Source organism: Kitasatospora atroaurantiaca, from assembly GCF_007828955.1.
Lineage (GTDB): Bacteria > Actinomycetota > Actinomycetes > Streptomycetales > Streptomycetaceae > Kitasatospora > Kitasatospora atroaurantiaca.
On the sequence record NZ_VIVR01000001.1, the window covers coordinates 1,322,846 to 1,343,018 of the forward strand.

General features: G+C 70.6%; 21 protein-coding genes and 3 pseudogenes. 13 read left to right on the plus strand and 11 right to left on the minus strand.

Annotated elements, in window-relative coordinates; all coding sequences use genetic code 11:
• Window positions 1–548: 548 nt before the first annotated feature.
• Window positions 549–851, minus strand: coding sequence for a hypothetical protein (locus FB465_RS37675; protein WP_342791781.1), 303 nt, complete (start codon window positions 849–851; stop codon window positions 549–551).
• A 105-nt stretch (window positions 852–956) separates the two neighbouring features.
• Between FB465_RS37675 and FB465_RS37680 the strand changes: the two genes are divergently transcribed.
• Complete coding sequence (locus FB465_RS37680) at window positions 957–1,373, plus strand: hypothetical protein (protein ID WP_342791782.1); 417 nt, start codon at window positions 957–959, stop codon at window positions 1,371–1,373.
• Window positions 1,374–1,782: 409 nt separating this feature from the next.
• Here FB465_RS37680 and FB465_RS36730 read toward each other — a convergent pair whose 3' ends face one another.
• Window positions 1,783–1,944: a hypothetical protein gene (locus tag FB465_RS36730; protein ID WP_246192533.1), complete on the minus strand. Its 162-nt coding sequence runs from the start codon at window positions 1,942–1,944 to the stop codon at window positions 1,783–1,785.
• An 18-nt stretch (window positions 1,945–1,962) separates the two neighbouring features.
• Window positions 1,963–2,109, minus strand: coding sequence for a hypothetical protein (locus tag FB465_RS36735; protein ID WP_246192534.1), 147 nt, complete (start codon window positions 2,107–2,109; stop codon window positions 1,963–1,965).
• A 168-nt stretch (window positions 2,110–2,277) separates the two neighbouring features.
• On the opposite strand from FB465_RS36735, the gene FB465_RS05940 reads away from it, so the two are divergent.
• On the plus strand, window positions 2,278–3,120 hold the full coding sequence (locus FB465_RS05940) for an oxygenase MpaB family protein (RefSeq protein ID WP_145797164.1): 843 nt from the start codon (window positions 2,278–2,280) through the stop codon (window positions 3,118–3,120).
• A 438-nt stretch (window positions 3,121–3,558) separates the two neighbouring features.
• Window positions 3,559–3,753, plus strand: a pseudogene (locus FB465_RS36740) (DUF2201 family putative metallopeptidase); the annotation flags it as partial.
• A gap of 58 nt (window positions 3,754–3,811) precedes the next feature.
• Here the strand turns inward: FB465_RS36740 and FB465_RS05950 are convergent.
• Window positions 3,812–5,230, minus strand: coding sequence for an FAD-dependent oxidoreductase (locus tag FB465_RS05950; protein WP_170290506.1), 1,419 nt, complete (start codon window positions 5,228–5,230; stop codon window positions 3,812–3,814).
• Between the two features lie 375 nt (window positions 5,231–5,605).
• Window positions 5,606–5,866 (minus strand): annotated as a pseudogene (locus tag FB465_RS05955) (helix-turn-helix transcriptional regulator); the annotation flags it as partial.
• 283 nt (window positions 5,867–6,149) lie between these two features.
• Here FB465_RS05955 and FB465_RS05960 point away from each other — a divergent pair.
• The gene (locus tag FB465_RS05960; protein ID WP_145788226.1) at window positions 6,150–6,455 is read left to right on the plus strand and encodes an MTH1187 family thiamine-binding protein; all 306 of its coding nucleotides are present in this window, start codon (window positions 6,150–6,152) and stop codon (window positions 6,453–6,455) included.
• Between the two features lie 24 nt (window positions 6,456–6,479).
• Here FB465_RS05960 and FB465_RS05965 read toward each other — a convergent pair whose 3' ends face one another.
• Together FB465_RS05965 and FB465_RS37430 are read right to left on the minus strand one after the other, a co-directional pair.
• Complete coding sequence (locus FB465_RS05965) at window positions 6,480–6,905, minus strand: DUF3592 domain-containing protein (RefSeq protein ID WP_145788228.1); 426 nt, start codon at window positions 6,903–6,905, stop codon at window positions 6,480–6,482.
• A gap of 375 nt (window positions 6,906–7,280) precedes the next feature.
• The gene (locus FB465_RS37430; protein WP_281292325.1) at window positions 7,281–7,403 is read right to left on the minus strand and encodes a hypothetical protein; all 123 of its coding nucleotides are present in this window, start codon (window positions 7,401–7,403) and stop codon (window positions 7,281–7,283) included.
• Window positions 7,404–7,495: 92 nt separating this feature from the next.
• Here FB465_RS37430 and FB465_RS05970 point away from each other — a divergent pair, with 92 nt between their 5' ends.
• Entirely contained in the window at window positions 7,496–7,693 is a 198-nt protein-coding gene (locus tag FB465_RS05970) for a hypothetical protein (RefSeq protein ID WP_145788230.1), read from the plus strand.
• 42 nt (window positions 7,694–7,735) lie between these two features.
• Window positions 7,736–7,861, plus strand: coding sequence for a hypothetical protein (locus tag FB465_RS37435; protein ID WP_281292326.1), 126 nt, complete (start codon window positions 7,736–7,738; stop codon window positions 7,859–7,861).
• A gap of 378 nt (window positions 7,862–8,239) precedes the next feature.
• On the opposite strand, the gene FB465_RS05975 is transcribed toward FB465_RS37435, so the two are convergent.
• Window positions 8,240–9,226 (minus strand): aminotransferase class I/II-fold pyridoxal phosphate-dependent enzyme, encoded by a 987-nt coding sequence (locus tag FB465_RS05975; protein ID WP_145788232.1) that lies wholly within the window; start codon window positions 9,224–9,226, stop codon window positions 8,240–8,242.
• 540 nt (window positions 9,227–9,766) lie between these two features.
• Here FB465_RS05975 and FB465_RS05980 point away from each other — a divergent pair.
• The 3 genes from FB465_RS05980 (at window position 9,767) to murJ (ending at window position 13,846) form a co-directional block, all read left to right on the plus strand.
• Entirely contained in the window at window positions 9,767–10,573 is an 807-nt protein-coding gene (locus FB465_RS05980) for a polysaccharide deacetylase family protein (RefSeq protein ID WP_246193144.1), read from the plus strand.
• On the plus strand, window positions 10,570–11,856 hold the full coding sequence (locus tag FB465_RS05985; protein WP_145788236.1) for a GNAT family N-acetyltransferase: 1,287 nt from the start codon (window positions 10,570–10,572) through the stop codon (window positions 11,854–11,856). Before FB465_RS05980 ends, FB465_RS05985 begins: the two co-directional genes overlap by 4 nt.
• Window positions 11,857–12,094: 238 nt before the next feature.
• Window positions 12,095–13,846 carry a murein biosynthesis integral membrane protein MurJ gene (gene murJ, locus FB465_RS05990; protein ID WP_145788238.1) on the plus strand — a complete coding sequence of 584 codons (1,752 nt, stop codon included), beginning with the start codon at window positions 12,095–12,097 and terminating at the stop codon, window positions 13,844–13,846.
• Between the two features lie 24 nt (window positions 13,847–13,870).
• On the opposite strand, the gene FB465_RS05995 is transcribed toward murJ, so the two are convergent.
• Window positions 13,871–14,167 (minus strand): hypothetical protein, encoded by a 297-nt coding sequence (locus FB465_RS05995; RefSeq protein WP_145788240.1) that lies wholly within the window; start codon window positions 14,165–14,167, stop codon window positions 13,871–13,873.
• 161 nt (window positions 14,168–14,328) lie between these two features.
• Here FB465_RS05995 and FB465_RS06000 point away from each other — a divergent pair, with 161 nt between their 5' ends.
• Both FB465_RS06000 and FB465_RS06005 read left to right on the plus strand, forming a co-directional pair.
• Window positions 14,329–14,841, plus strand: a complete 513-nt coding sequence (locus FB465_RS06000) for an SRPBCC family protein (protein WP_145788242.1) — start codon at window positions 14,329–14,331, stop codon at window positions 14,839–14,841.
• 122 nt (window positions 14,842–14,963) lie between these two features.
• Window positions 14,964–17,258, plus strand: coding sequence for an FdhF/YdeP family oxidoreductase (locus tag FB465_RS06005; protein ID WP_145788243.1), 2,295 nt, complete (start codon window positions 14,964–14,966; stop codon window positions 17,256–17,258).
• A 224-nt stretch (window positions 17,259–17,482) separates the two neighbouring features.
• On the opposite strand, the pseudogene FB465_RS06010 reads toward FB465_RS06005, so the two are convergent.
• A pseudogene (locus tag FB465_RS06010) lies at window positions 17,483–17,797 on the minus strand (serine/threonine-protein kinase); the annotation flags it as partial.
• Between the two features lie 89 nt (window positions 17,798–17,886).
• On the minus strand, window positions 17,887–18,963 hold the full coding sequence (locus FB465_RS06015; RefSeq protein WP_145788245.1) for a GlxA family transcriptional regulator: 1,077 nt from the start codon (window positions 18,961–18,963) through the stop codon (window positions 17,887–17,889).
• A 120-nt stretch (window positions 18,964–19,083) separates the two neighbouring features.
• On the opposite strand from FB465_RS06015, the gene FB465_RS06020 reads away from it, so the two are divergent.
• Both FB465_RS06020 and FB465_RS06025 read left to right on the plus strand, forming a co-directional pair.
• The gene (locus FB465_RS06020) at window positions 19,084–19,602 is read left to right on the plus strand and encodes a carbonic anhydrase (protein ID WP_170290507.1); all 519 of its coding nucleotides are present in this window, start codon (window positions 19,084–19,086) and stop codon (window positions 19,600–19,602) included.
• A 104-nt stretch (window positions 19,603–19,706) separates the two neighbouring features.
• A complete protein-coding gene (locus FB465_RS06025; protein WP_145788248.1) occupies window positions 19,707–19,940 on the plus strand; it encodes a hypothetical protein in 234 nt (77 codons plus the stop codon).
• Window positions 19,941–20,173: the final 233 nt, after the last annotated feature.

The window sequence follows — 20,173 nt, forward strand, 5'->3', positions numbered from 1 at the left end:
ACCAGGTGCCTCAGCCGGGGCACCTGGCGCCGGCGACGGTCGACCGCGCTTCCACCCTGACCTCGGAGCCGGCCTATTTCGACCTGGACAGCCGCCACCTCCGACAACGACGGGAACAGCAACTCCCGGCACAGAGAGCACGGTTGCAATATGGCCGCCGACTGTCAGCCGCGCGGAACCCGTTTCGGCTATTTCAGTCGATCTACATGACCGAGGAGGAGACGAGATCCGTTACTCACCATCACGGTCAAACACCTTGATTCAGAACCTCGTTCGACCTGTCGATAACACGCATGCCGGGCAGCCGGCGCGGGTGTTCAGCCCGGTCAGCTCGGCGACGCCGCCGCCGTCCTCGACGCCACCATCCTGCTTCAGCGCTGCCTCCCATGAGCTAATTCCATCCTGAAGCGGGCGCAGGTCCCCCGGGGGCACGGTGGGGTGCGCCCGGGGATCCATAAGCGGCGGCCGGTCACTACTCGACCGGCCCCCGGCCAGCCCTGGAGACATACCCGGCACGTGAGTTCGAAATCGGCCGTGCGGCGCGGCTGTCAGCGCGGGCGGAACAGTGCTGAGCCGCTGTCGTGGATGGCGCGCAGCCACGGTTGGCGGACGGCGGGCAGGCGGGCCAGGGTGTGAAAGAAGACCTGCTCGACGGGCCACAGCCGCCGCCAGGGGTGCGGTGGTAGCGGGTCGTCGCGCTCGATGCTGGAAGGCAGTTTGCCTGTGGCGGGGACGAGCAGGCGTTCGTTGTGGAAGGCGAGGTACATCCACACGTCCGCCGCGAGCGGCGCGGCGGCGACGCCGGGGGGCGTGGGCCATGGCTCGCCGGTCTGCGGGTGCTGCGGGACCACGGCGATGTCCGGGGAGGGATCGGCAGCGGGTAGTCCCGGTCCAGCCAGGGCTGCGCGCTGGCGGGCGCGCCCGGCGGGAGCAGGGCGTCGAGGGAGCGGCGGAAGATGTCCGCGAGGAGACCGCCGGGTACGGTGACCGGTGAGCCGTCCGAGGCGGCCACCAGGCGGGCCAGCGTCACCGAGGCCGCCGTCTCCCAGCGGGGGCTCCACGACCCGTTCGCCTCGACCGGCGAGGTGCTGCGCCGTTCCTCCGCCAAGGTCTGCCAGGCCAAGATCGGGCGGGCGGGGCCGGCGGGGACGCGGCGTGCGGCGGTCGGTTCGAGCCAGGTCGCCTGCCAGAGGGAGCAGTCGTCGATCCGGGTCGCCACCTCCTGCCCGCAGCAGGCGCAGGCGAGGTTCGGGCCGTCGCGGCCGTCGAGGCCACAGCAGAAGCCTTCATTGCGCTCGGGGATCAGGACGGTGCCGTGGGCGTCGCCCGGGGCCAGAACGATGTGCCCGGGTGCCCCGAAGGACAGGGCGTAGACGGGCGCAAACACCCCGCGGGCCTCCGCCTCGCCCTCGTAGATCTCGCTCCACTGCCGCCACGGCGGCCCGAACGGCTCCGGATCGACGGCGTATGTCCCCGATTCCATCAGCACCGGCATGTGCCGGCCGTTGCCGTACGTGAGGCGGGCGTACGCGGGAAGCGCGACCCGTGACACCGGTGCGGTCAGCACGGCGCCGCAGCGCCCACATGCGAACGTGTCCATAGACCCTCCCCCTGTTCGCACAGGCACGCGAGTATGGCGGGCCCGGCGGTCGGGGCCAACAGGTTTGGTCGACCCCGGGCAATCACCGGCGGGCCGGAATGATCGGGCCCCACGGCCGGGGAGTCCACCGGCCCCGGGCCAGCGCGGCCACACGGCACCGTGGTCCCGCGCGGCAGGGTCGGCTATTCCACGAGCCCGAAGCCCTCCGGGAACGCTTCAAGGAACTCGCGCCGCCCGGAGGCGGCCTCGGTCGCAGTCATTGCCTCAATCACCTGCTGGAACTCAGCACGCTGGGCGTCCGACATTCGATCCACCACCGCGGCCACGCCCTCCAAAGCCTTCACGGCATCATCCGGACCTATCTATTCGTCGTCCATGCTCTCGATGAACCAAGCAAGGTCCACGAGCGCCTCCACCAGGGCATGGGTCAGCGATGGGTATTCAGCCGTCACGGTCCGCTTTCTCACGTGGTACACCACATCAAGTCCGAAAGCCTCGTAGTGCGGCACCTTCCGTTCTGGCGCGGCGCGCAGCAGTCCGTCGGTAAGACCGACGCCCCCAACACGGCACTCGACCCCTGACTGCCACCCGGACGGGGGCTCTGTCCCTCCGCCGCCGCCGGGCCTACAGTGCAAGGCGTGACCGCTCACCAGCCCGAGATCCCCGGCCTCGCCGCGATGCGGCGCAGGCTGGGAGCGGAGCTCCTCGCGCGGGTCGCAGGTGAGCAGGGCCCGGCCGCGCGCCGCAGGATCCACGAAACGCCCGGCCCCCGCTGGTTCGACCCCACCCGGCCGATCCGCACCGTCCACAGCGACGCCTCGATGTTCATCGGCGGCCTGCGCGCCCTGCTCCTTCAGTCCCTGCACCCACTGGCCATGGCCGCCGTGGCCGGCCACTCCGGATACCGCGGCGACCCCTGGGGCCGGCTCCAGCGAACCAGCACCTTCCTCGCCGTGACCACCTTCGGCACGGCCGAGGACGCCCAGCACGCGGTCGACCACGTACGGGCGGTACACCAGCAGATCCGCGGTGTGACCGCCGGCGGCGAGCCGTACCACGCGGCCGATCCGCACCTGCTGGGCTGGGTGCACGCGGCCGAGGTCGACAGCTTCCTGCGCGCCCATCGCGCGTACGGCGCCCACCCGTTGGACGACGCCGGCTACGACGGCTACCTCGCGGACGCCGCCACCGTCGCCACGGCCCTCGGCGTACTCGATCCACCCCGCACCCAGGCCGAGCTCGCCGCCCGACTCCAGGCCTACCGGCCCGAGTTGCACGCCACCCCCGAAGCGCTCGACGCCGCCCGCTTCATCCTCTTCCACCCGCCAGTACCACTGGTCGCCCTCCCCCCGTACACCGCTCTCGCGGCGAACGCCGTCACCCTGCTACCCACCTGGGCCCGCCGCCAACTCGGCCTGCCCCGGCTACCCCTCCTCGAGCACACCGCCATCCCCCTCGCCGGCCACGCCCTCACCGCCACCATCCGCTGGGCCATGACACCCCCACCCCCGCCCCCCTGAACAGCACTGCCAAGGCCCAGCCGGCAAGCCACCCCCCACTGAACCGCCAACACCCCCACCCGCAACCATCCACCCCACCCAACCCCACACCCCGCACCGGCCCGTCATCCGGGCCCGAGAAGACCCGCCCGTTATGAGCCGATTTCGCTCGTGACGTCACGTTACGTACGGGGAACCAGACCACCGCACGGGCGAAAACACGGATCCTCACCAACGCGATCGAACCACCCTCGCCGAAAGGCAAGCAGACAGCCCGACAGTCACGGAGCGTGGGACGGGGAGCCTGGCAGCCCCCTCGGAGTGGCCGGGAGGTGCCGCCCGGCCCCGCCACCGAGCAGTTCGGTAGCGGAACCGAGCCGCCGGGTGGTGCGGGTGGAGGTGAGGTGTCGGAGCGGTCCGACGGCCGCGGGGTGGGGCGAGAAGGGGGGCGCGAGCGGCGAACGAGCGCGGCCCCGACCGGACGTCATCGTGGTGCTGACCGACGGGCAGACACCCTGGCCGAGCACACGACCACCGTGCCGGACGGTGGTGGGTCTGCTCCCTCGGCAGCGGGCAGCCCGGTCGTGGGACGAGGACGATCCCGATTTCGTGCCGGACTCGCCGCCCGCGTGGGCACGAGCGGTTGACATCGGGTCGGCTCCGCTGCTCGGTGAGCCCCCCCAGGACGGCGCGGACACCATCGCTTCCCGTGTTACCGCGACTCCGCCGGCATCCGCGCCGGCGGCGGCGCCGCCGCGGCGGACGGCCGCCGGAGCACCCTGCTCAGCACTCCCGGCGCGAACAGCCGCTGCGGCGGCGACTTCAGGTTGGCCACCCACAGGAAGGCCCGTCCGACCTCCGAGTCCTCGGCCGCCGCCTGGTGCAGCCGGGCCACGTACCGGTTGAGGAGCTTCACACGCAGGGTGCGCCGGCCCTCCACGAACGGGAAGCGCAGGTCGCCTCCGACCGACATGTCCCACGGCACGTCGGCCGCCTCGGCGGCCCGCCGGAAGAACCGCCGGGCCGCCGCGTCGCCGTTCCCCTGCGCCAGGCACTCGCGCAGCGCGACCGCCTCGCAGGCCGCGACCGTCATGCCCTGCCCATAGGACGGGTTGAACTGGCAGAGCGCGTCGCCGAACACCAGGTAGCCCTGCGGGAACCGGTCGAGCCTGTCGTAGCGCCGCCGGATCGACACCGGGATGCGCATCAGCCGCGGCTCGGTCAGCGGCTCCAGCCGCACCAGGAGCCGGTGCAGGTCGGGCACCGGCAGCCGCTCCGCGAACCGGTGGTAGCCCTCCGGGTCGACCGGCGGGTCGTCGCCGTTCATCCCGAAAAGGGTCACCAGCCAGCGGTCCCCCTCGCCGCTGAGCGCGACCCCGCCGCGCGGAGCCGCTGCCGAGGCGCCGACCACGTACGCGTCCGCCTCGGCGTCGCCCGGCCGGCGCCGGTACTCGCGGGAGACGTACACCACCCGGGAGTCGACCCGCTCCTCCCCCGGCGGCTCGTAGCCCAGGGCCCGCAGCCAGGTCGCGCCGCGGTTGCCGCGCCCGGTCGAGTCCACGAACAGGTCGGCGGGCAACGTCTCGGGCTCGGTGTTGACCCGCAGCAGCCTTACCCCGGTGACGCGGGTGCCGTCCCCGTCCGCCACCGGTTCCAGCACCTCGGACCGGTCGTGGATCTCCACCCCCGGTAGCGCCGCCACCCTCGAGCGCAGGTACCGCTCCAGCGCGGGTCGACTCACCATCAGGCAGGGCAGGCCGGAGTGCGCCCGGCGCAGCTCGTACCCGTCGTTGAACCACCGCACGTCCGCCTGCGCGTCCCGGACCAACGCGCCCTCGGCGACCAAGTCCTCGCCGAGGCCCGGGAACAGCTCCTCCAGCACCTCGAAGCCCCGGGACAGCACCCCGTGCGCGTGGTGGCTCTGCGGCACTCCGCGGCGCGGCACCCCGCCCTTCGGCAGCGCGTCCCGCTCGACCACCGTGACCCGCGGGTACGTCTCCGACAGCACCCGGGCCGCCAGCAGCCCCCCGATCCCCGCCCCCGCGACGACCGCGTGACCGCCCCTACTGCTGTCACCCGTCATGGCGTCCTCCTCGTCCCCGCCGGCGCCTCCGCCGGTGGGAACGAGCATGACCGGTGCGACTTGACGTCCGATTGCCGTCCGATTGGCGGGCGGCCGCCGTCCGCGCCGCAGGTCTCCAGCCACCGGAGCGTCGCACCGGTCATCCCGTCCTTCCCTGCCTCTCTTGCCATGCCCGACCCATGGGCGCCGTAGGTCGAACGGTCCGACGGAAGGGAAACACCTGGCCCGTTCGGCCTCGGGGCTCGCTCCCGACAGGTCGTCAACCCGTCGAGGTGGGGCCTTCCGTCCAGCCGTCGACGGGACGGCCGGCGGCAAAGCCGGGGCGCGGTGTTCAGGCGGCGCGGGGTATGGCGGCGGTAGGTGCCGGGGGGCTTGGCCGCACTCGCGTTTGAAGGCCTTGGTGAAGGCGTCCTCGGAGCCTTATCCGGTGCGGTCGGCAACGGTGGTGAGCGGGACCTCGGACTCGCGCAGGAGCCTGGCGGCGGTGGTCATGCGTCAGCGGGTGAGGTAGGCCAAGGGCGGTCCGCCGACGAGCGCGGTGAAGCGGCGGGCGAAGGCCGCACGGGACAGGCCCAGCCGGTCGGCCAGCGACTCGACGGTCCACTGGGCGGACAAGTCCTCGTGAATGGCGGCCAGGGCCGGGGCGACCGCGTGGTCGCCGAGAGCGGCTGCCCAGCCCTTCGCCATGGCAGGCGGCTGGTGCGCCGGAGCACACCCTGGCCGCCGCCCGCCGGCTGTCCGCCGACGGGCAACTCGCCCCCGGTCTGTTCGCCGCCGCGCTGATCACCGCCAACGGTGCCCTGCTCGGCCAGCCCGATGTCTGGAAGGCCGAACTGCACGCCCTGCGCCGGCCCCCCTGGGCGGACGTCCGCGACGCCGCGCTCGCCATGTGAACCGAGAGGGAGTGAGCTGCCCGTACAGTGGGCTGATCCAGGGTCAGGGCCGGGTTTCGGGAGTGAGGGCTGGAATGATCGTCGCGTTTTCGGTGACGCCGCTGGGGATCGGCGAGGACGTCGGGGAGGCGGTGGCCGCCGCGGTGAAGGTGGTGCGGGCGAGCGGCCTGCCGAGCCGGACGGACGCCATGTTCACCAGCATCGAGGGCGACTGGGACGAAGTGATGCCCGTGGTCCGGGCGGCGATCGACGCGGTCAAGGCGTACAGCAACCGGGTCAGCACGGTGATCAAGATCGACGACCGGGCGGGGGTCACGGGCGGGCTGACGGCCAAGGTGGAGTCGGTCGAGCGGCACCTGGCCGCGCTGGACGGGCGCTAGTAGCAGCTGTCTCTTCGGACGGGCTCAACCGGTGTGGAGGCTGGCCACCGAGAGGGCGATGCCGCCGGCCGTGAACAGCGCGGCGATCGCCAGGATGGCCACCAAGGAGATGGCGGTGTCGCGGGTACCGGCGTCCACCGGGTACGCGCGCATCGGGTCCGTGGGCAGGTAGCGCACGGTTACCACGTCGCCGGTGGTGCGCGCCTGTCCGGACTTGTCGGCCGCCCTGATCTCGGCGCCGTCGTGCGTACGGAACGACAGGATCGCGTGCGGGCTCGGCGACGAATCGTCATCGACGTAGGTGTTCAGGCACACCGCCTGCGCCTCGAGCCCGGTCGTGAGCACATGCCGATGCCGCCTCGCCCAGCGGACGGAGCCTACGGCGACGGCCACCCCGAGCAGCGACACCAGCACACCCGCGACCGCCTGCGCCGTTCTCAGCGACTCCATGCCCCTGCTCCCGCCCCTACCGTACGAATGATCACCAGAACGGGAGCAAGGATGTCGCAGTCCGGCGATCGCACTCCCGGTGCAGATGTGGGGCGCGGTTCGGGGCCACCGATGCGGTGCGACCTCGCGGCGGCGAGGGTCGACCGGCAGGCTCTGGTCAGGCGCCCAGCTCGAGAAGCTGCCCGGACCGTGCCTCCCGCTCGTCGGCGGCGGCGATTCGCGCCGCCTGCTCCACCTGGGCCGGCCCGACTCGACCGGCGAGTACCCGGTTCCGGTCACCGACATCGACGGCCCTCCGCCCGTCGCCGTGATGTACCCCGGCCCCGACGTGTACCTCGCCGACCTCGCCGGGGTGCTCGACCTTGACTTCGACACCTACACCTCGCCGGCCGACCACCCCGAGTACGGCGCCAGGATGCGGAACACGCCGAGTACACCGAGCTCGGCCGCGGTGGCATCGAGTTCCGGGACCTCGCCTGGCTCGACTGGGCGCGACACCGTCTCACTGATCGCCAACCGGGCGGCCCACGGCCCGAACCACAGGGCGGGGCGGCGGAAGCAGGGCAACGCTGGGGTTCAGCGCATCACGGGTGCGTGCCTTGCAGGCCGAGTTGCTGGGACATCCAGGGAAGTGCCTCGGCGAACGCCTCCGCGCCGGTCTGCCAGACGTGCCGGCCGGTGCCAGACGTACGCTGGTGCGGGTGCCGGTGGAGCAGCGCAGGGCAGTGCCGACCGCGGTCGCCGTGGCCGACACCGGAAAGCACGGACTGGTGCTGGCCGTCGTATAGTCCGACCGGAGGCTTCACCTGTGGCAGGTGTTCGAGGGCCGGATGACAAGCGTCCCGCTGCTGAGTGACATCGACGCGCTGGCCCTGACGGGGGACGGCCTGGCCGTTCTCGGTGGACGGACCGGAACGGGCGCGCTGCACCTCGACCTAGACAGGCTCTGGGACTGACCGAACCGGCCCGGCCGCCGGGGTGACCGGCCCGCGGGCGGTGGCAACTGGTGCTGGCGAACTACTGTCGCAGCACCAACTCCCCGCGCAGCAGCGGCGGCGTGTGCGTATGGGTCGATACGCCCCTCGGATACTTCGTTGGGTAGTAGATCGGCGCCTTCCGCTCGAGTTCGGCCCGGAGCGGTCTGTCGCCGAGATCGCCAAGCCCAGTGGCCAATGCCTCGATCTGTCTGTCCGTCAGCGGGGGTGACCTGCTGGATGCGGGCCTCGTTGATCCATGGGCAACGGTGACCGGGTCGGCTCGTCCGGTTTGCGGTCGGTGCGGCGGGTACGGATGCCGGTGGTGCTGGTGGTGCCGGTACGCGTCGGCACCATGTCCTATGGGAGGCCCGGGTTGAGCACACTGTCGGTGGCCGCGGGACCGCTCGAGGGCGAGCCGGTGGTGCTGCGGAACGCGGATACGCTGCACGACGCCGCCAGCACGATGAAGGTCTCGGTGCTGGCTGCCCTGTACCGCAGCGGCCTGGATCTTGACGCTACGGTGCCGGTGGTCAACCGGTTCGCTTCAGTGGCGGGCGGACAGTACGCGAACACCGCCGCGTGGGACAGCGACCCCGAGCCGTGGCGGCTGCTCGACGGCGGCACGGCGTCGTTGCGCGCGCAGCGGTAGCCGTGGATGGACAGGTACTTGGTCGGGCATACCAGGCGCAGCGTCTGCTCGGCCGGCAGCAGTGCGGAGTCCTCGCGCAACTCGCCGTCCCAGCGCATGTACTGGAAGGTGCCGTCGACGAACACGAGCGAGCCCGTGTCGCGCTGCCAGTCTCCGATGTACTCCAGCAGGTGTCGGGGCACCCGCCGTCCGGCGTACCAGACAGGGTCGGTCATGATCAGCACAGTGCGTTCATCGGGCAGCCTCAGATCCGGATCAGGCTGGTGCGCGTGACGGTGCGCGGCCTTCACCGGCTCGATGCCGAACGTCCTGAAGAAATAGGCGAGTTTGTAGTACACCGGCGGCAGGTAGTGCACCCGCTTGATGCCGGAGAGCGTGAGCCAGAGGCTGAACGTGCCGAGCAGGCCGCTGGACCCGGCAGCCGGAATGACCTGCCCGGGCGAGTACTCGACGCCGTCATGACGCCGGTGCAGTTCGGCGATCTTCGACCGGAGCGCGGAGTCCTCGTCGATGCCCGCGTAGCGGGTGACGTCGGCCAGCCGGTACGGCGGGGTACGAGCCAGTTCGCCGAGGTACTCCTCCACGAACGGGTGCCCGCCGTTGTAGTCGGAGATGAACAGTCGTCCACCAGGCTGCTGCCGCTCCGCCTCGACCAGCTCGTGCCAGGCGAGCATCTCGAACAGCGGTGCCTCCATGTCCCCCAGCCTTCACCCGGGTTGTGGCCGACGCCAAGTGTGGCCGCGCTCCAGGCCCACGCACAACAGCGTCGTTTCGGCCACCGGCCGGCGCAGGCTGCCGGCGACGGTCGGCAGGATGGCGCTCAGGAACGCTCCGACCGTCGACGGCTTTTGAGATTGCCGTTACGACCCGCCGACCGCCGGGCCATGGGAGGAAGGGCGGTCAGATCGATGAGGCAACAGGCCCCGCAGGGGCCCGAATGAGTGAGAGTTCCCTCCTCAGGAGTGAGCCACCCGGCAAGGACGTGAACCGTCGACCGCCCCGGCGGTAGCTTGACGTGGCCGCGCGCCGGGCAGCACGCACCGACCTGACCGTACCGACCAGGGGCGTGGCTCCCCACCGCTCGTTTGAACCGCCAGCCATGTGGGGGTGGTCGAGGCACTCGCCAGACCCGTCGGCCCGCGCCGGAAGAGGAGACGACCGCGATGGTCACTGAGCCACTCGATGGGAAGGTGCATGTCCCGCGGGTTCATGCGCCACGGAACTCATGGGTGCTGATGTATCACTCGGTGGACGCCTACGAGGAGGACCCGGCTCTGCTGACGGTCCGCCCCGAGCGGTTCGCCCGGCAGATGGAATGGCTGCACCGACGCGGACTGCGTGGCGTCGGCGTGGCCGAGCTGCTGCGCGCCCGCGCTCAGGGAAAGGCCGGCTCCCTGGTGGGTCTCACCTTCGACGACGGCTATCAGGACTTCGCCCGGCATGTCCTGCCGATTCTCGACGCGCGGGGCTTCAGCGCCACGGTGTACGTGGTCGCCGGCCTCATCGGCGGGCACAACGCCTGGGACGCGGACTTGCCACGCAAGGAGCTGATCACCGGCGAGGAGGTCAAGTCACTGGCTGACGCGGGGGTGGAGATCGGCTCGCACAGCCTCAACCACGTCCGTATGACGGGACTCGGCGCCGCCGAGCTGGCCGACGAGACCGTCCGGAGCCGGGAGATCCTCGAGGAGATCACAGGTCGCCCGGTGAACAGCTTCTGCTACCCGTACGGTGCAGTGGACGCCGCAGCGGTCTCAGCCGTCCGTGCGGCGGGCTACCACCACGCCTGCGCCATCGATCACTCCGCCCTCACCAGCTGCTGGGCGCTGCCCCGCTGCTACGTCGGGGACCGCGACGGCGGCTGGCGGCTGCGTGCCAAGCAGGCCCGTCACGTAGCGCGGGACCTTCGCCTGGCGAAGCTGTCCCACCGCGACGACGGAACGCGGCAACCCGACACCGACGATCCCGCCCTCCCCGGCGGGGGGCTTCCCGACGAGCCACTGTTCACGCCCCGGAGCCCGACCGGCAGGAGTTCTGCATGACGCACCGCCCCTCAGCCCCCGCTTCACCGTCGCCCCCGCCCGCCCCTTCCCAGCCGACGGCGTACCCCGCACCCCCCTCGGCCGGAACATCGGAGCCCGCGGACCCCGCCACGCCGACCACCGCGTCGTCGGCTCACCGCCTCCCCTCGCCGGCCGGCCCGCAGGAATGGTCGGTCTCGGTCTGCCGGGACGGCCAAGCCCTTACCGACCTGGCCACGGAGTGGGACGACCTGCTGGACCGCTGCTCCACGGCCACCCCCTTCCAGTGCCACGCCTGGCTGGATTCCTGGTGGCGGACCTACGGTCGCCCAGGACGCCTGCGCCTGGTGCTGGTAAGACATCGAGGCCGGCTGGTCGCTGCCGCAGCGCTGATGCTGATGCTGCGCCCGCTGCCTGTCCTGGTCCCCGTCGGGGCCGGACTCAGCGACTTCGGTGACATCCTCCTCGACGACACCTGTGCCGACGAAGCCGCCGCCGCGCTCGTCCGCGCTCTTCCCATCCACCGTCCGTGGTCCCTGCTGGACATGCGCGAGGTCCGCCCCACCGCAGCCACCCAGCGACTCGTCACTCATTGGCCGGGTGCTCGGCAGCGGCTGCCCGACTCGCTGTGCCAGCACCTGCCGGGCGTGCCGATGGAAGAAGTGCTGCAGCGCATGTCCACCCAGACCGCCAAACGTACCCGGCGCAAGCTCCGTCGGAACGCTTCCGAGGGAGTCGTCGTACGGCACACCCCGCCCGAGGAGATGCCGCGCGCCATCGCCGACATGTTGCGCCTGCACGAGCTGCAGTGGCGCGGCCGCGGAGCCACACCCGAGCATCTGCGCGAACGGTTTGCAGGGCACCTGACCCGTGCCGCCACGACCATGGCGGCAGCCGACCGTGTCGCGGTGCACGAGTTCCTGCTGGACGGCGAACTGATCGCGTGTCACCTCACCGTACTCAGCCCCAGCTTGATCGGCCTCTACCTGTACGGCGTCCACCCGAAGGCGCGCGAACGCCTCGACATCTCCGGCATGCTCCTGGGTGAGTGCGCGGCTCTTGCGACACAGACCGGACGAACAGAAGTCAACCTGCTCCGCGGTACCGAACCGTACAAACAGCGGTGGCGCCCCAGCAAGACCCGCAACGATCGCCTGCTCCTCGGCGGCACAGCTGCGATCGCTGTCTACGGCAGCGCGGTCCGGCTACGCGCTGCCGCGCTGCGGCACGCCCGCGCCCACCTGCCGTGGCTGGCAGAGGTCCGCTCCCAGCTACGCAATCTCCGCGCACCGCGCCGAACCTGACCTTGGCGGGGCGGGCCGCAGGCCGGTCCGCCGTCAAGCCTGCCGAGCGTCGCAACCACCCTGACGCAGCTTCACCGCGCACCCTGACGCACAGTCGACCGAGGACGGAAGGACCACCGCAGGTGCATGAGACCGCTGAGTCCCGGCTCAGCAGGGGCTGCCCCCGCGGCATCGTGGCTCCGGAGCGTAAGCCTTCCCCTTGTCCGCCCCAAGACCCGAGTGCCTCGGGAGAGCGCCGATGACACTCTCCCCGGTGTCACGCGACGCGGCAGCGCCCGAACCCGACCCTGTACCCGACGCGGCGCCCCCGCCCCCGGCTGCTTCGGGGCACCCCTCCCGGACTCTCGCCCGCGCCTTCGGCATCACCGCCGTCCTGAGCGTGGCCGGTTCCTTGCTCGGACTTGCTCGCGATCTGGTGCTGGCCCGGTATTTCGGCGCGGGCCGGGAAACCGACGCTTTCCTGGTCGCCTGGAGTGTGCCGGAGACGGCGGCACCGCTGCTGATCGACAGTGCCATGCCTCTCCTGATGCTGCCCGCCTTCAGCGCCGCGCTCGCCTCGCGGCGCTCTCCGGTAGGCCCGGATCCTCATCCGGCGCTCCCCCACGACCCGCAATCCGTCACGGCCGCAGGCCCTGTGGACCCCGTCCCTGCCCTGGTCCTGGCAACCCTGCCACGCCTGTGCCTGCTCCTGACCTTGCTGTCCTCGGTCACCTGGCTCGGTGCCCCCTCCGTGGTTGCGCTGCTCGCCCCGGGCCTCCACGATCCGGCTCTCGCCGTCACGTGCACCCGGTTCACCGCAACGACCGTGTTCTTCTTCGGTCTCGCCGGGTACCTCTCGGCCGGCCTACGCGCCCACCAGCACTTCACCGCCCCCGCCGCTGTCTACACCGCTTACAACACCGGCATCCTGATCACGGTGGTCCTGACCCACGGCAGCCTCGGTATTCGCGCTGCGGCCCTCGGGGTGGCCGTCGGCAGCCTCCTCATGGTCGTGACCGTCCTGCCCGCGTTCCATCGACGCTGCTGCCGGTTGACATCCCTCAAACGGCGCCCCGGTGCCGACCGGTCCCTTGCGGCGGTCACGCTGAGCCTCCAGGCACTGGTACCGGTGGTGGCGTTCGCCCTCACCCGCCAGTCCCAGGTCTACATCGAGCGCTACCTGGGCTCCGGCCTACCCTCGGGCACCATCTCGCACCTCAACTATGCGGAGAAGGTCGCCCAGATGCCCATGGCGATCGCGGTGATGATCAGTACGATCACGCTCCCCCTGATCGCCCGGGCCATGGCCGAGGGCGACACCGAGCGCGCACGGGACCAGGTCGAGAAGGACCTCGTTCTGGTGAGCGCGATCACGCTGGCCGCAACCGCCTTTCTGGTCGCCTGCGCCCCGCAGATCCTGGCCCTCCTCTTCCAGCACGGTGCCTTCGACGCGGCCGACACCTCCGCCAGCGCGGCAGTGATGCGGATCTTCAGCCTCGGCCTCCTCGGCCAGGCCCTGGTCGGGGCAACGGCCCGCCCGTTCTTCTCGGCCCGCCCCATGGCCCGCTTCGCCGACAGCACCCCGGCCGGGGGCCAGGGCACGAACCTCAGCGGATGGATCCCGACGGCAGCGATGGGACTCGGACTCGCCGTCACGGCCGCCGTCAGCCTGCTCACCGCGCCCAGGTACGGGGCACCCGGCCTCGCCGCAGGCAACGCAGTAGGGATCACCTTGACGGCCGCGCTGCTGCTCGGCGGTCTCAGGGCCCGGGGCATCCCGGTCACGCTGACCCGCGTCGCCGCTCGGCTGAGCCGCCTGTGCGCCGCAGCTGCGTGCGCAACAGGCGCGGCACTCTGCGCCGCCCACTTCGCCGGGCCTGACCCCCTCCCCGTCGTCCTGCTCGTCGGCTCAGTGACGGTAGTGGTCTTCGGAACCACGGCGTGGTTGTTCGGCGTCCACGAGCTCCGCGCCCCGTTGCTTGCGCTCGCCGGCCGGCGGGGAAAGGCCTGAACTCCCTCGTCGGCCGAACAGCCGCTACAGCCGTTCCTCCCTGATCACGTCCAAGTTCACGAAGCGCGGTGAGCCGTCGCAGAGGCTGGCCAGCTCCTCGGCTATGTGCTGGGTTTCCGGGAGGTTGCTGTTGGCCATGGCCCTTTCGTAGCTGGGGAATTCGACGATGTTCACAAAGTGCGACGGCTTGTCGCGGTCCTGGCCCAGCATCTCGTGAGAGGCGGTTCGCTTACCCTCGGTGGTCGCCAGCCACTCGTCCATCAGCTCGTCCACCCGAGCCTTCTGCGTGGTGTCGTATTCAATGAGCTGGATAAATGTCATCGCACTCAACCTTCTTCCGGTGAAGACTGCCGCGGAACGTGCTTTCAGCATCTCGCCCCCGGCAAACCGGTACAACCCGGATGATGCCCCGGTGGCCGGTCGATCGGTAACCCACGAGAATCGGTGACATGTCGTGCGGGGCCGAGAGGGGCAGGTCTGCCGTGACCACCATCAGGGAGTCGATCGACGTCAACGTCCCGGTCCGCAGCGCCTACAACCAATGGACCCAGTTCGAGAGCTTTCCCCAGTTCATGGACGGGGTGAAGCGTGTCGATCAGCTGGGATCGGCACTGACCCACTGGGTGACGAGATTCGCCGTGCTCAGCCGCGAGTTCGATGCGGAGATCGTCGAGCAGCGCCCGGACGAGTGCGTGGTCTGGCGGAGTCTGGACGGGCCTCGTCAGGCGGGCACGGTGACATTCCGGCCTCTGGACGTGGATCGCTGCTGGGTCGCCCTGCGGGTGGACTTCGAGCCGAAGGGTGTCGCGGAGCGGGCCGGTGACGTGCTCGGCGTCGTCCGCCGCCGGGTCCAGGGCGACCTGGAGCGGTTCAAGGAGTTCGTCGAGGGGCGGGAACGGGAGACCGGGGCCTGGCGCGGCACCATTCACGGCGGGCACGTCCGTCCCCGCGCAGCTCAACCGCGCCCGCGGGTCCCGACCTGGCCCTGCGGTTGAGCACCCACCGGGCAGCGCTGCGAGGGGCGCTCCGCTCCCTCCACGGGTAGGTTGGCGACCGGACTCCGGTCGGCAGCGCGTCGGCGGGAGCAGAGCCGCTGTTCAGCGTCGAGGTGAGCCCCTTGCAGAAGCCGCCGATCGAAGAGCAGACCGAGGAAGGCCTGACCGTCACCCCGCCCAAGTCGTGGGCGGCCGGTGTGCCGGCCGTGCGGCATGCGCTCGCGTACTCGCTTGAGCAGACGTCGGTCCGGCGGACCGCGCTGACGTTGCTGAACCTCAATCAGGCGGCGGGTATGGACTGCCCGGGCTGCGCCTGGCCGGAGCCGGGCCCGGACCAACGGCACAGGAACGAGTACTGCGAGAACGGCGCCAAGCACATCAACGACGAGGCGACCTCACGCCGGATCACCGCCGACTTCTTCCGGCAGCACTCCGTCTCCGAGCTCGGCCGGAGGTCCGACCATTGGCTCAACCAGCAGGGCCGGCTCACCGAACCGATGGTCAAACGGCCCGGCTCGGATCACTACGAACCGATCAGCTGGCACGACGCGCTCGGTCTGCTCGCCGAGGAGCTGGGCCGGCTGGACTCCCCCGACGAGGCCCTGTTCTACACCTCGGGCCGGGTCAGCAACGAGGCGGCGTTCCTCCTTCAGCTCTTCGCCCGGGCGTTCGGCACCAACAACCTGCCCGACTGCAGCAACATGTGCCACGAGTCCAGCGGCGCCGCGCTGAACGAGACGCTGGGCATCGGCAAGGGCAGCGTGAGCCTGCAGGACATCCACCACGCCGACCTGGTTCTCGTCGTCGGCCAGAACCCTGGCAGCAACCACCCGCGGATGCTCTCCGCACTGGAGGAGACCAAGCGGAACGGCGGCCGCATCGTCGCCGTGAACCCGCTGCCCGAGGCCGGGCTTCTGCGGTTCAAGAACCCGCAGAAGCCCGGCGGCCTGATCGGCCGGGGTACTCGGATCGCCGATCAGTTCCTGCAGATCCGCCTCGGCGGTGACCTCGCCCTGTTCCAGGCGCTGAACCTGTTGCTGCTGGAGGCCGAAGAGGCCGCCCCGGGAACCGTCCTCGACCACGACTTCATCGAGACCTCGACCAGCGGATTCACCGAGTTCGCCGAGCACGTCCGCAGCCTGTCCTGGCAGGACGTGCTCACCTCGACCGGGCTGTCTCGCGCCGAGACCGAGGAACTGCGCGATCGGGTCCTGGCGAGCGACCGGATCATCGTCTGCTGGGCGATGGGGCTGACCCAGCAGAAGCACGGGGTCGCCACCATCCGTGAGATCGTCAACTTCCTCCTGCTGCGCGGGAACATCGGGAAGGCCGGGGCGGGTGTGTGCCCCGTGCGCGGCCACAGCAACGTGCAGGGCGACCGCACCATGGGCATCTGGGAGCGGATGCCGCAGGTGTTCCTGGACGCGCTGGAGCGCGAGTTCGCCTTCACCCCGCCCGCGAAACACGGCTGGGACACCGTGCAGTCCATCAAGGCCATGCTCGAGGGCCGCGCCAAGGTCTTCCTCGGCGTCGCGGGCAACTTCGCCAGGGCCACGCCCGACAGCCAGGTCACCGAGAAGGCGATGCGGCAGTGCCGGCTCACCGCACACGTCTCGACCAAGCTGAACCGCTCCCACACGGTCTGCGGTGAGACCGCGCTGATCCTGCCCACGCTGGGACGGAGCGACAGGGACATCCAGGTCGGCGGCGAGCAGTTCGTCACCGTCGAGGACTCGATGAGTACGGTGCATGCCTCCCGCGGGCGACTTGAGCCGACGTCCGGGAAGCTGCTCAGCGAGGTGGCGATCCTGTGCCGGCTGGCACGCCGGACCCTCGGCGAGAGCCCGCCCATCCCGTGGGAGCAGTTCGAGGAGGACTACGGAACGATCCGGGACCGGATCGCCCGCGTGGTCCCGGGGTTCGAGGACTTCAACGCACGAGTGGCCACGCCGGGCGGGTTCCGGCTTCCGAACCCGGTCAACGACGGGGTGTTCCACACCCCGACCGGCAAGGCGCTCTTCACCCGCAACAGGTTCGAGATGCTGCACGCGCCCGAGGGGCACCTCCTGCTGCAGACCCTGCGCTCCCACGACCAGTGGAACACCATCCCGTACGCCATGGACGACCGCTACCGCGGAATCCACGGCGGGCGCCGGATCGTGCTCGTGAACCCCCTCGACCTGGACGCGCTCGGGCTGTCCGCGGGCGACCAGGTGGACCTGGTGGGAGTCTGGCACGACGGGCTGGAGCGCCGTGCGGAGAGACTCCGTGTGGTCTCCTACCCGACCGCGCGCGGCTGTGCTGCCGCGTACTACCCCGAGACCAATGTCCTGGTGCCGCTGGACAGCGTGGCCGACACCAGCAACACGCCGACGTCGAAGGGCATCGTGGTCCGGCTTGAACGCTCGGTGCGCTAGCCCTGCTTGATGAGCTCGCCGTTGAGCCCCGGCGCGGTCGCCTGCAGGCTGCCGCTGGTGTTCAGCCTGAAGGTCACCTGCACCGGTCGAGCGGTACACAGGGGATCGGTACTGACCGACGACTCGGTCACCGTGATCGATCTGGTCGACGTGGAGAACAGGACGTCTGCGCCTGCACACTGGACGCCGAGGTTGTCGACGGTACCCGTGGAATGGCCGATCGTCTCCCGTACAGCCTCGGCGAGTGCGGGCCCGGCAACGTAGCCGGTGGCGACCCAGGGGCGCTCGCTGTCGGTGTCGGCGTCCAGCACGGGGGCCGTCCACTGACCGCCCACCAGCCGGGCTGCCGCGACCTCCTGGCGGAATCGGGCCCGGAACTCGGCGTCGGCGGCGAAGTCGGCGTGCACCACCTTGACGGCGACCGTCCGGCCACCGGCCGTCCGCCCGAGGTAGACCCGCCCCATCCCACCCGCGCCGAGCCGACGCAGCAACCGGTAGTCACCGATTTGCCCGGGATCATCCGCCGCCAATGGCTCCATACCCAGCACGCTCCCCTCGCCTGCCCATCTGACAGGGCGTCACCGTACCGGTATCGAACACAGTTTGACGATCGAACCTGCCGGATCAATCAACCAACGCCGTCGGCCGGACCGGGTGCCTGGCGAAGCTCTGTGACGTGATCTTCAGGTTGGCGACGGCCTGCTGCCTGTTCACGACCGGGGCCTCGGCGGAACTGGCGGCGGTACTCGGCCGGGCTCATGCCCGTGTGCGAGGTGAAGAGGCGCCGGAACGTGCCCTTGTCGAGGTAGCCGACCTTCGCCATGACGTCCGCAAGGCGCAGCTCGGAGGTCTCGAGGAGTGCCTTCGCCATGCCGATGCGCACACGCTGGAGGTGGCCGAGCGGGCTTTCGCCGGTCTCGGCCGCGAACCGCCGCAGCATCGTCCTGGTGCTCACATGGAAGGCCGCCGCCAGCTCGGACAGGCTGTAGGGCTGCGAGCTCCGAGCCTCGAGCCACCGTTTCACCTCGCCGGAGAACTGCTGGCCGGGCACGGCCGAGATCGCATCGTCCACGTAGGGCGCCTGGCTGGTGCGACCGTCGGGTACGAGGGTGACCCTGGCGGTCACCCGGGCGATCTCGTCCCCCAACGAACGGGTGATCACCCGCATGGCGAGGTCGAAAGCGGCGCTGAAGGCCCCGGTGGTGGTGATCCCCGCGTCGTCCACGATGAGGGCCTTCTCGTCCACCGTCGCCTGCGGGTAGCGAGCGGCCAGGGCCCGGGCGAACAGCCAGGCGGTCGTCGCCCGGCGCCCGTCGAGCAGCCCGGCCTCCCCGAGGAGGAACGCCCCGAGACAGATCGACGCGATCGGCACCCCGCGCCCGGCGAGCTGCCCGATCACATCGACCTCTCTGCCAAGGGCGCCCATCCGAGCATCCAGATCCTGGGCCGGGAGCAGCTCGAAGCCCGGTACGACCAGGAGGTCGAGCGAGGTGGGCACGGCGACCACGCCGACGGGGACACCGCCGGAGGCGGTCACCCGGCGGCGGGCGGCCACGATCGCGACCTCGAACCTGGGCGCCGTGTCGCCGTGGAGGTGCCCGGCAACCTGGTTCGCCACCGTCATCAGGTCGGCGAATCCGAACGCCTCCGAGGCGAAGCACCCGTTGAAGGCCAGGACGCCGATTCGGTACGGTACGTGATTCATATGGCGAGATTACCCCCGGAAGAGGGCGATCCCGCCCCTCGGCAGAAACGTGAGCGCGGGAGACGATCTCTCTCGGAGGACGGCACTTTTCGCCGGCCCATCACCGAGGAGGACATCCCCATGACCGTCACCGGCGAACTGCTGAAGCGGAACCAGGTACACGCCGAGCACCACCCCCGGCGCGCCTCGTCCATGGTGCCGTCGCTCCAGACCGTTCTGATCACCTGCTGCGACCACCGGGTCGACCCCGCCCACGTGCTGGGGCTGCGACTCGACGAGGCCGTGGTGATCCGCAACGAGGGCGGCCGGGTCACACCGGACGTGCTACGGACGCTGACGACCCTCGCCACCGTGGCCCTCGTCGAGAACCTGGACCTGGACATCGAGATCATCGTCATGCACCACACCGACTGCGGCACCTCCCGCCTTGCCCGACCGGAGCACGCCGCCCTCGCCGCACAGATCTTCGGCGTCAGCGAGGACGAGCTCGACGCCAAGCACCTCACGGACCCGGTCGCCGCGGTGCGAGCAGACCTTCACCTCCTTCGCAACACACCGCTCATCCCCACCGACATGCGCTTGGCCGGCCTCGTCTACGACGTGGAGACCGGCACGGTCGACCGGGTCGAGGAAAAGTGAACCGCCCGGCACACGCCCACCAGCAGGCGACCACCACACTGACGCCCTGCCATAACCCGGTAGAGCAAGGCTCGAACCACCAACCCCAGACGAAGGGCACCACCATGCGCAAGCTCGCCGCCGTTGCCATCGCCGCAGCACTCACCGCACTCACAGTCGTGACGGCCGTTCCCGCCGGCGCAGCTGCCATCAACATGAACGGCGCCCCGGCCCTCGCCGACGCCATCAACATGAACGGCTCCCCCGCCCTCGCAGACGCCATCAACATGAACGGCTCCCCCGCCCTCGCAGACGCCATCAACATGAACGGCGCCCCCGCCCTCGCCGACGCCGTCTGAAAGAGGCAGCGGCTCCCGCCGGGCCGGGGGTCGGGGGTCCTGGAACCTGCGTGACCGTCAGGTGCCAGGCCCCCGGCCGAGAGCGCCATGTACCACCATCCCTCGGCTGCCGCCTCGACCGACGACCACGGCTGCGGCCCCGACCTGCATCTGCTGCCGAAGCCCCTCGCACTAGTGTCTGACTCCGTCGAGACAGAACCGTCTCTCCTAGGGGGAAACAGACTTGAGGCTTC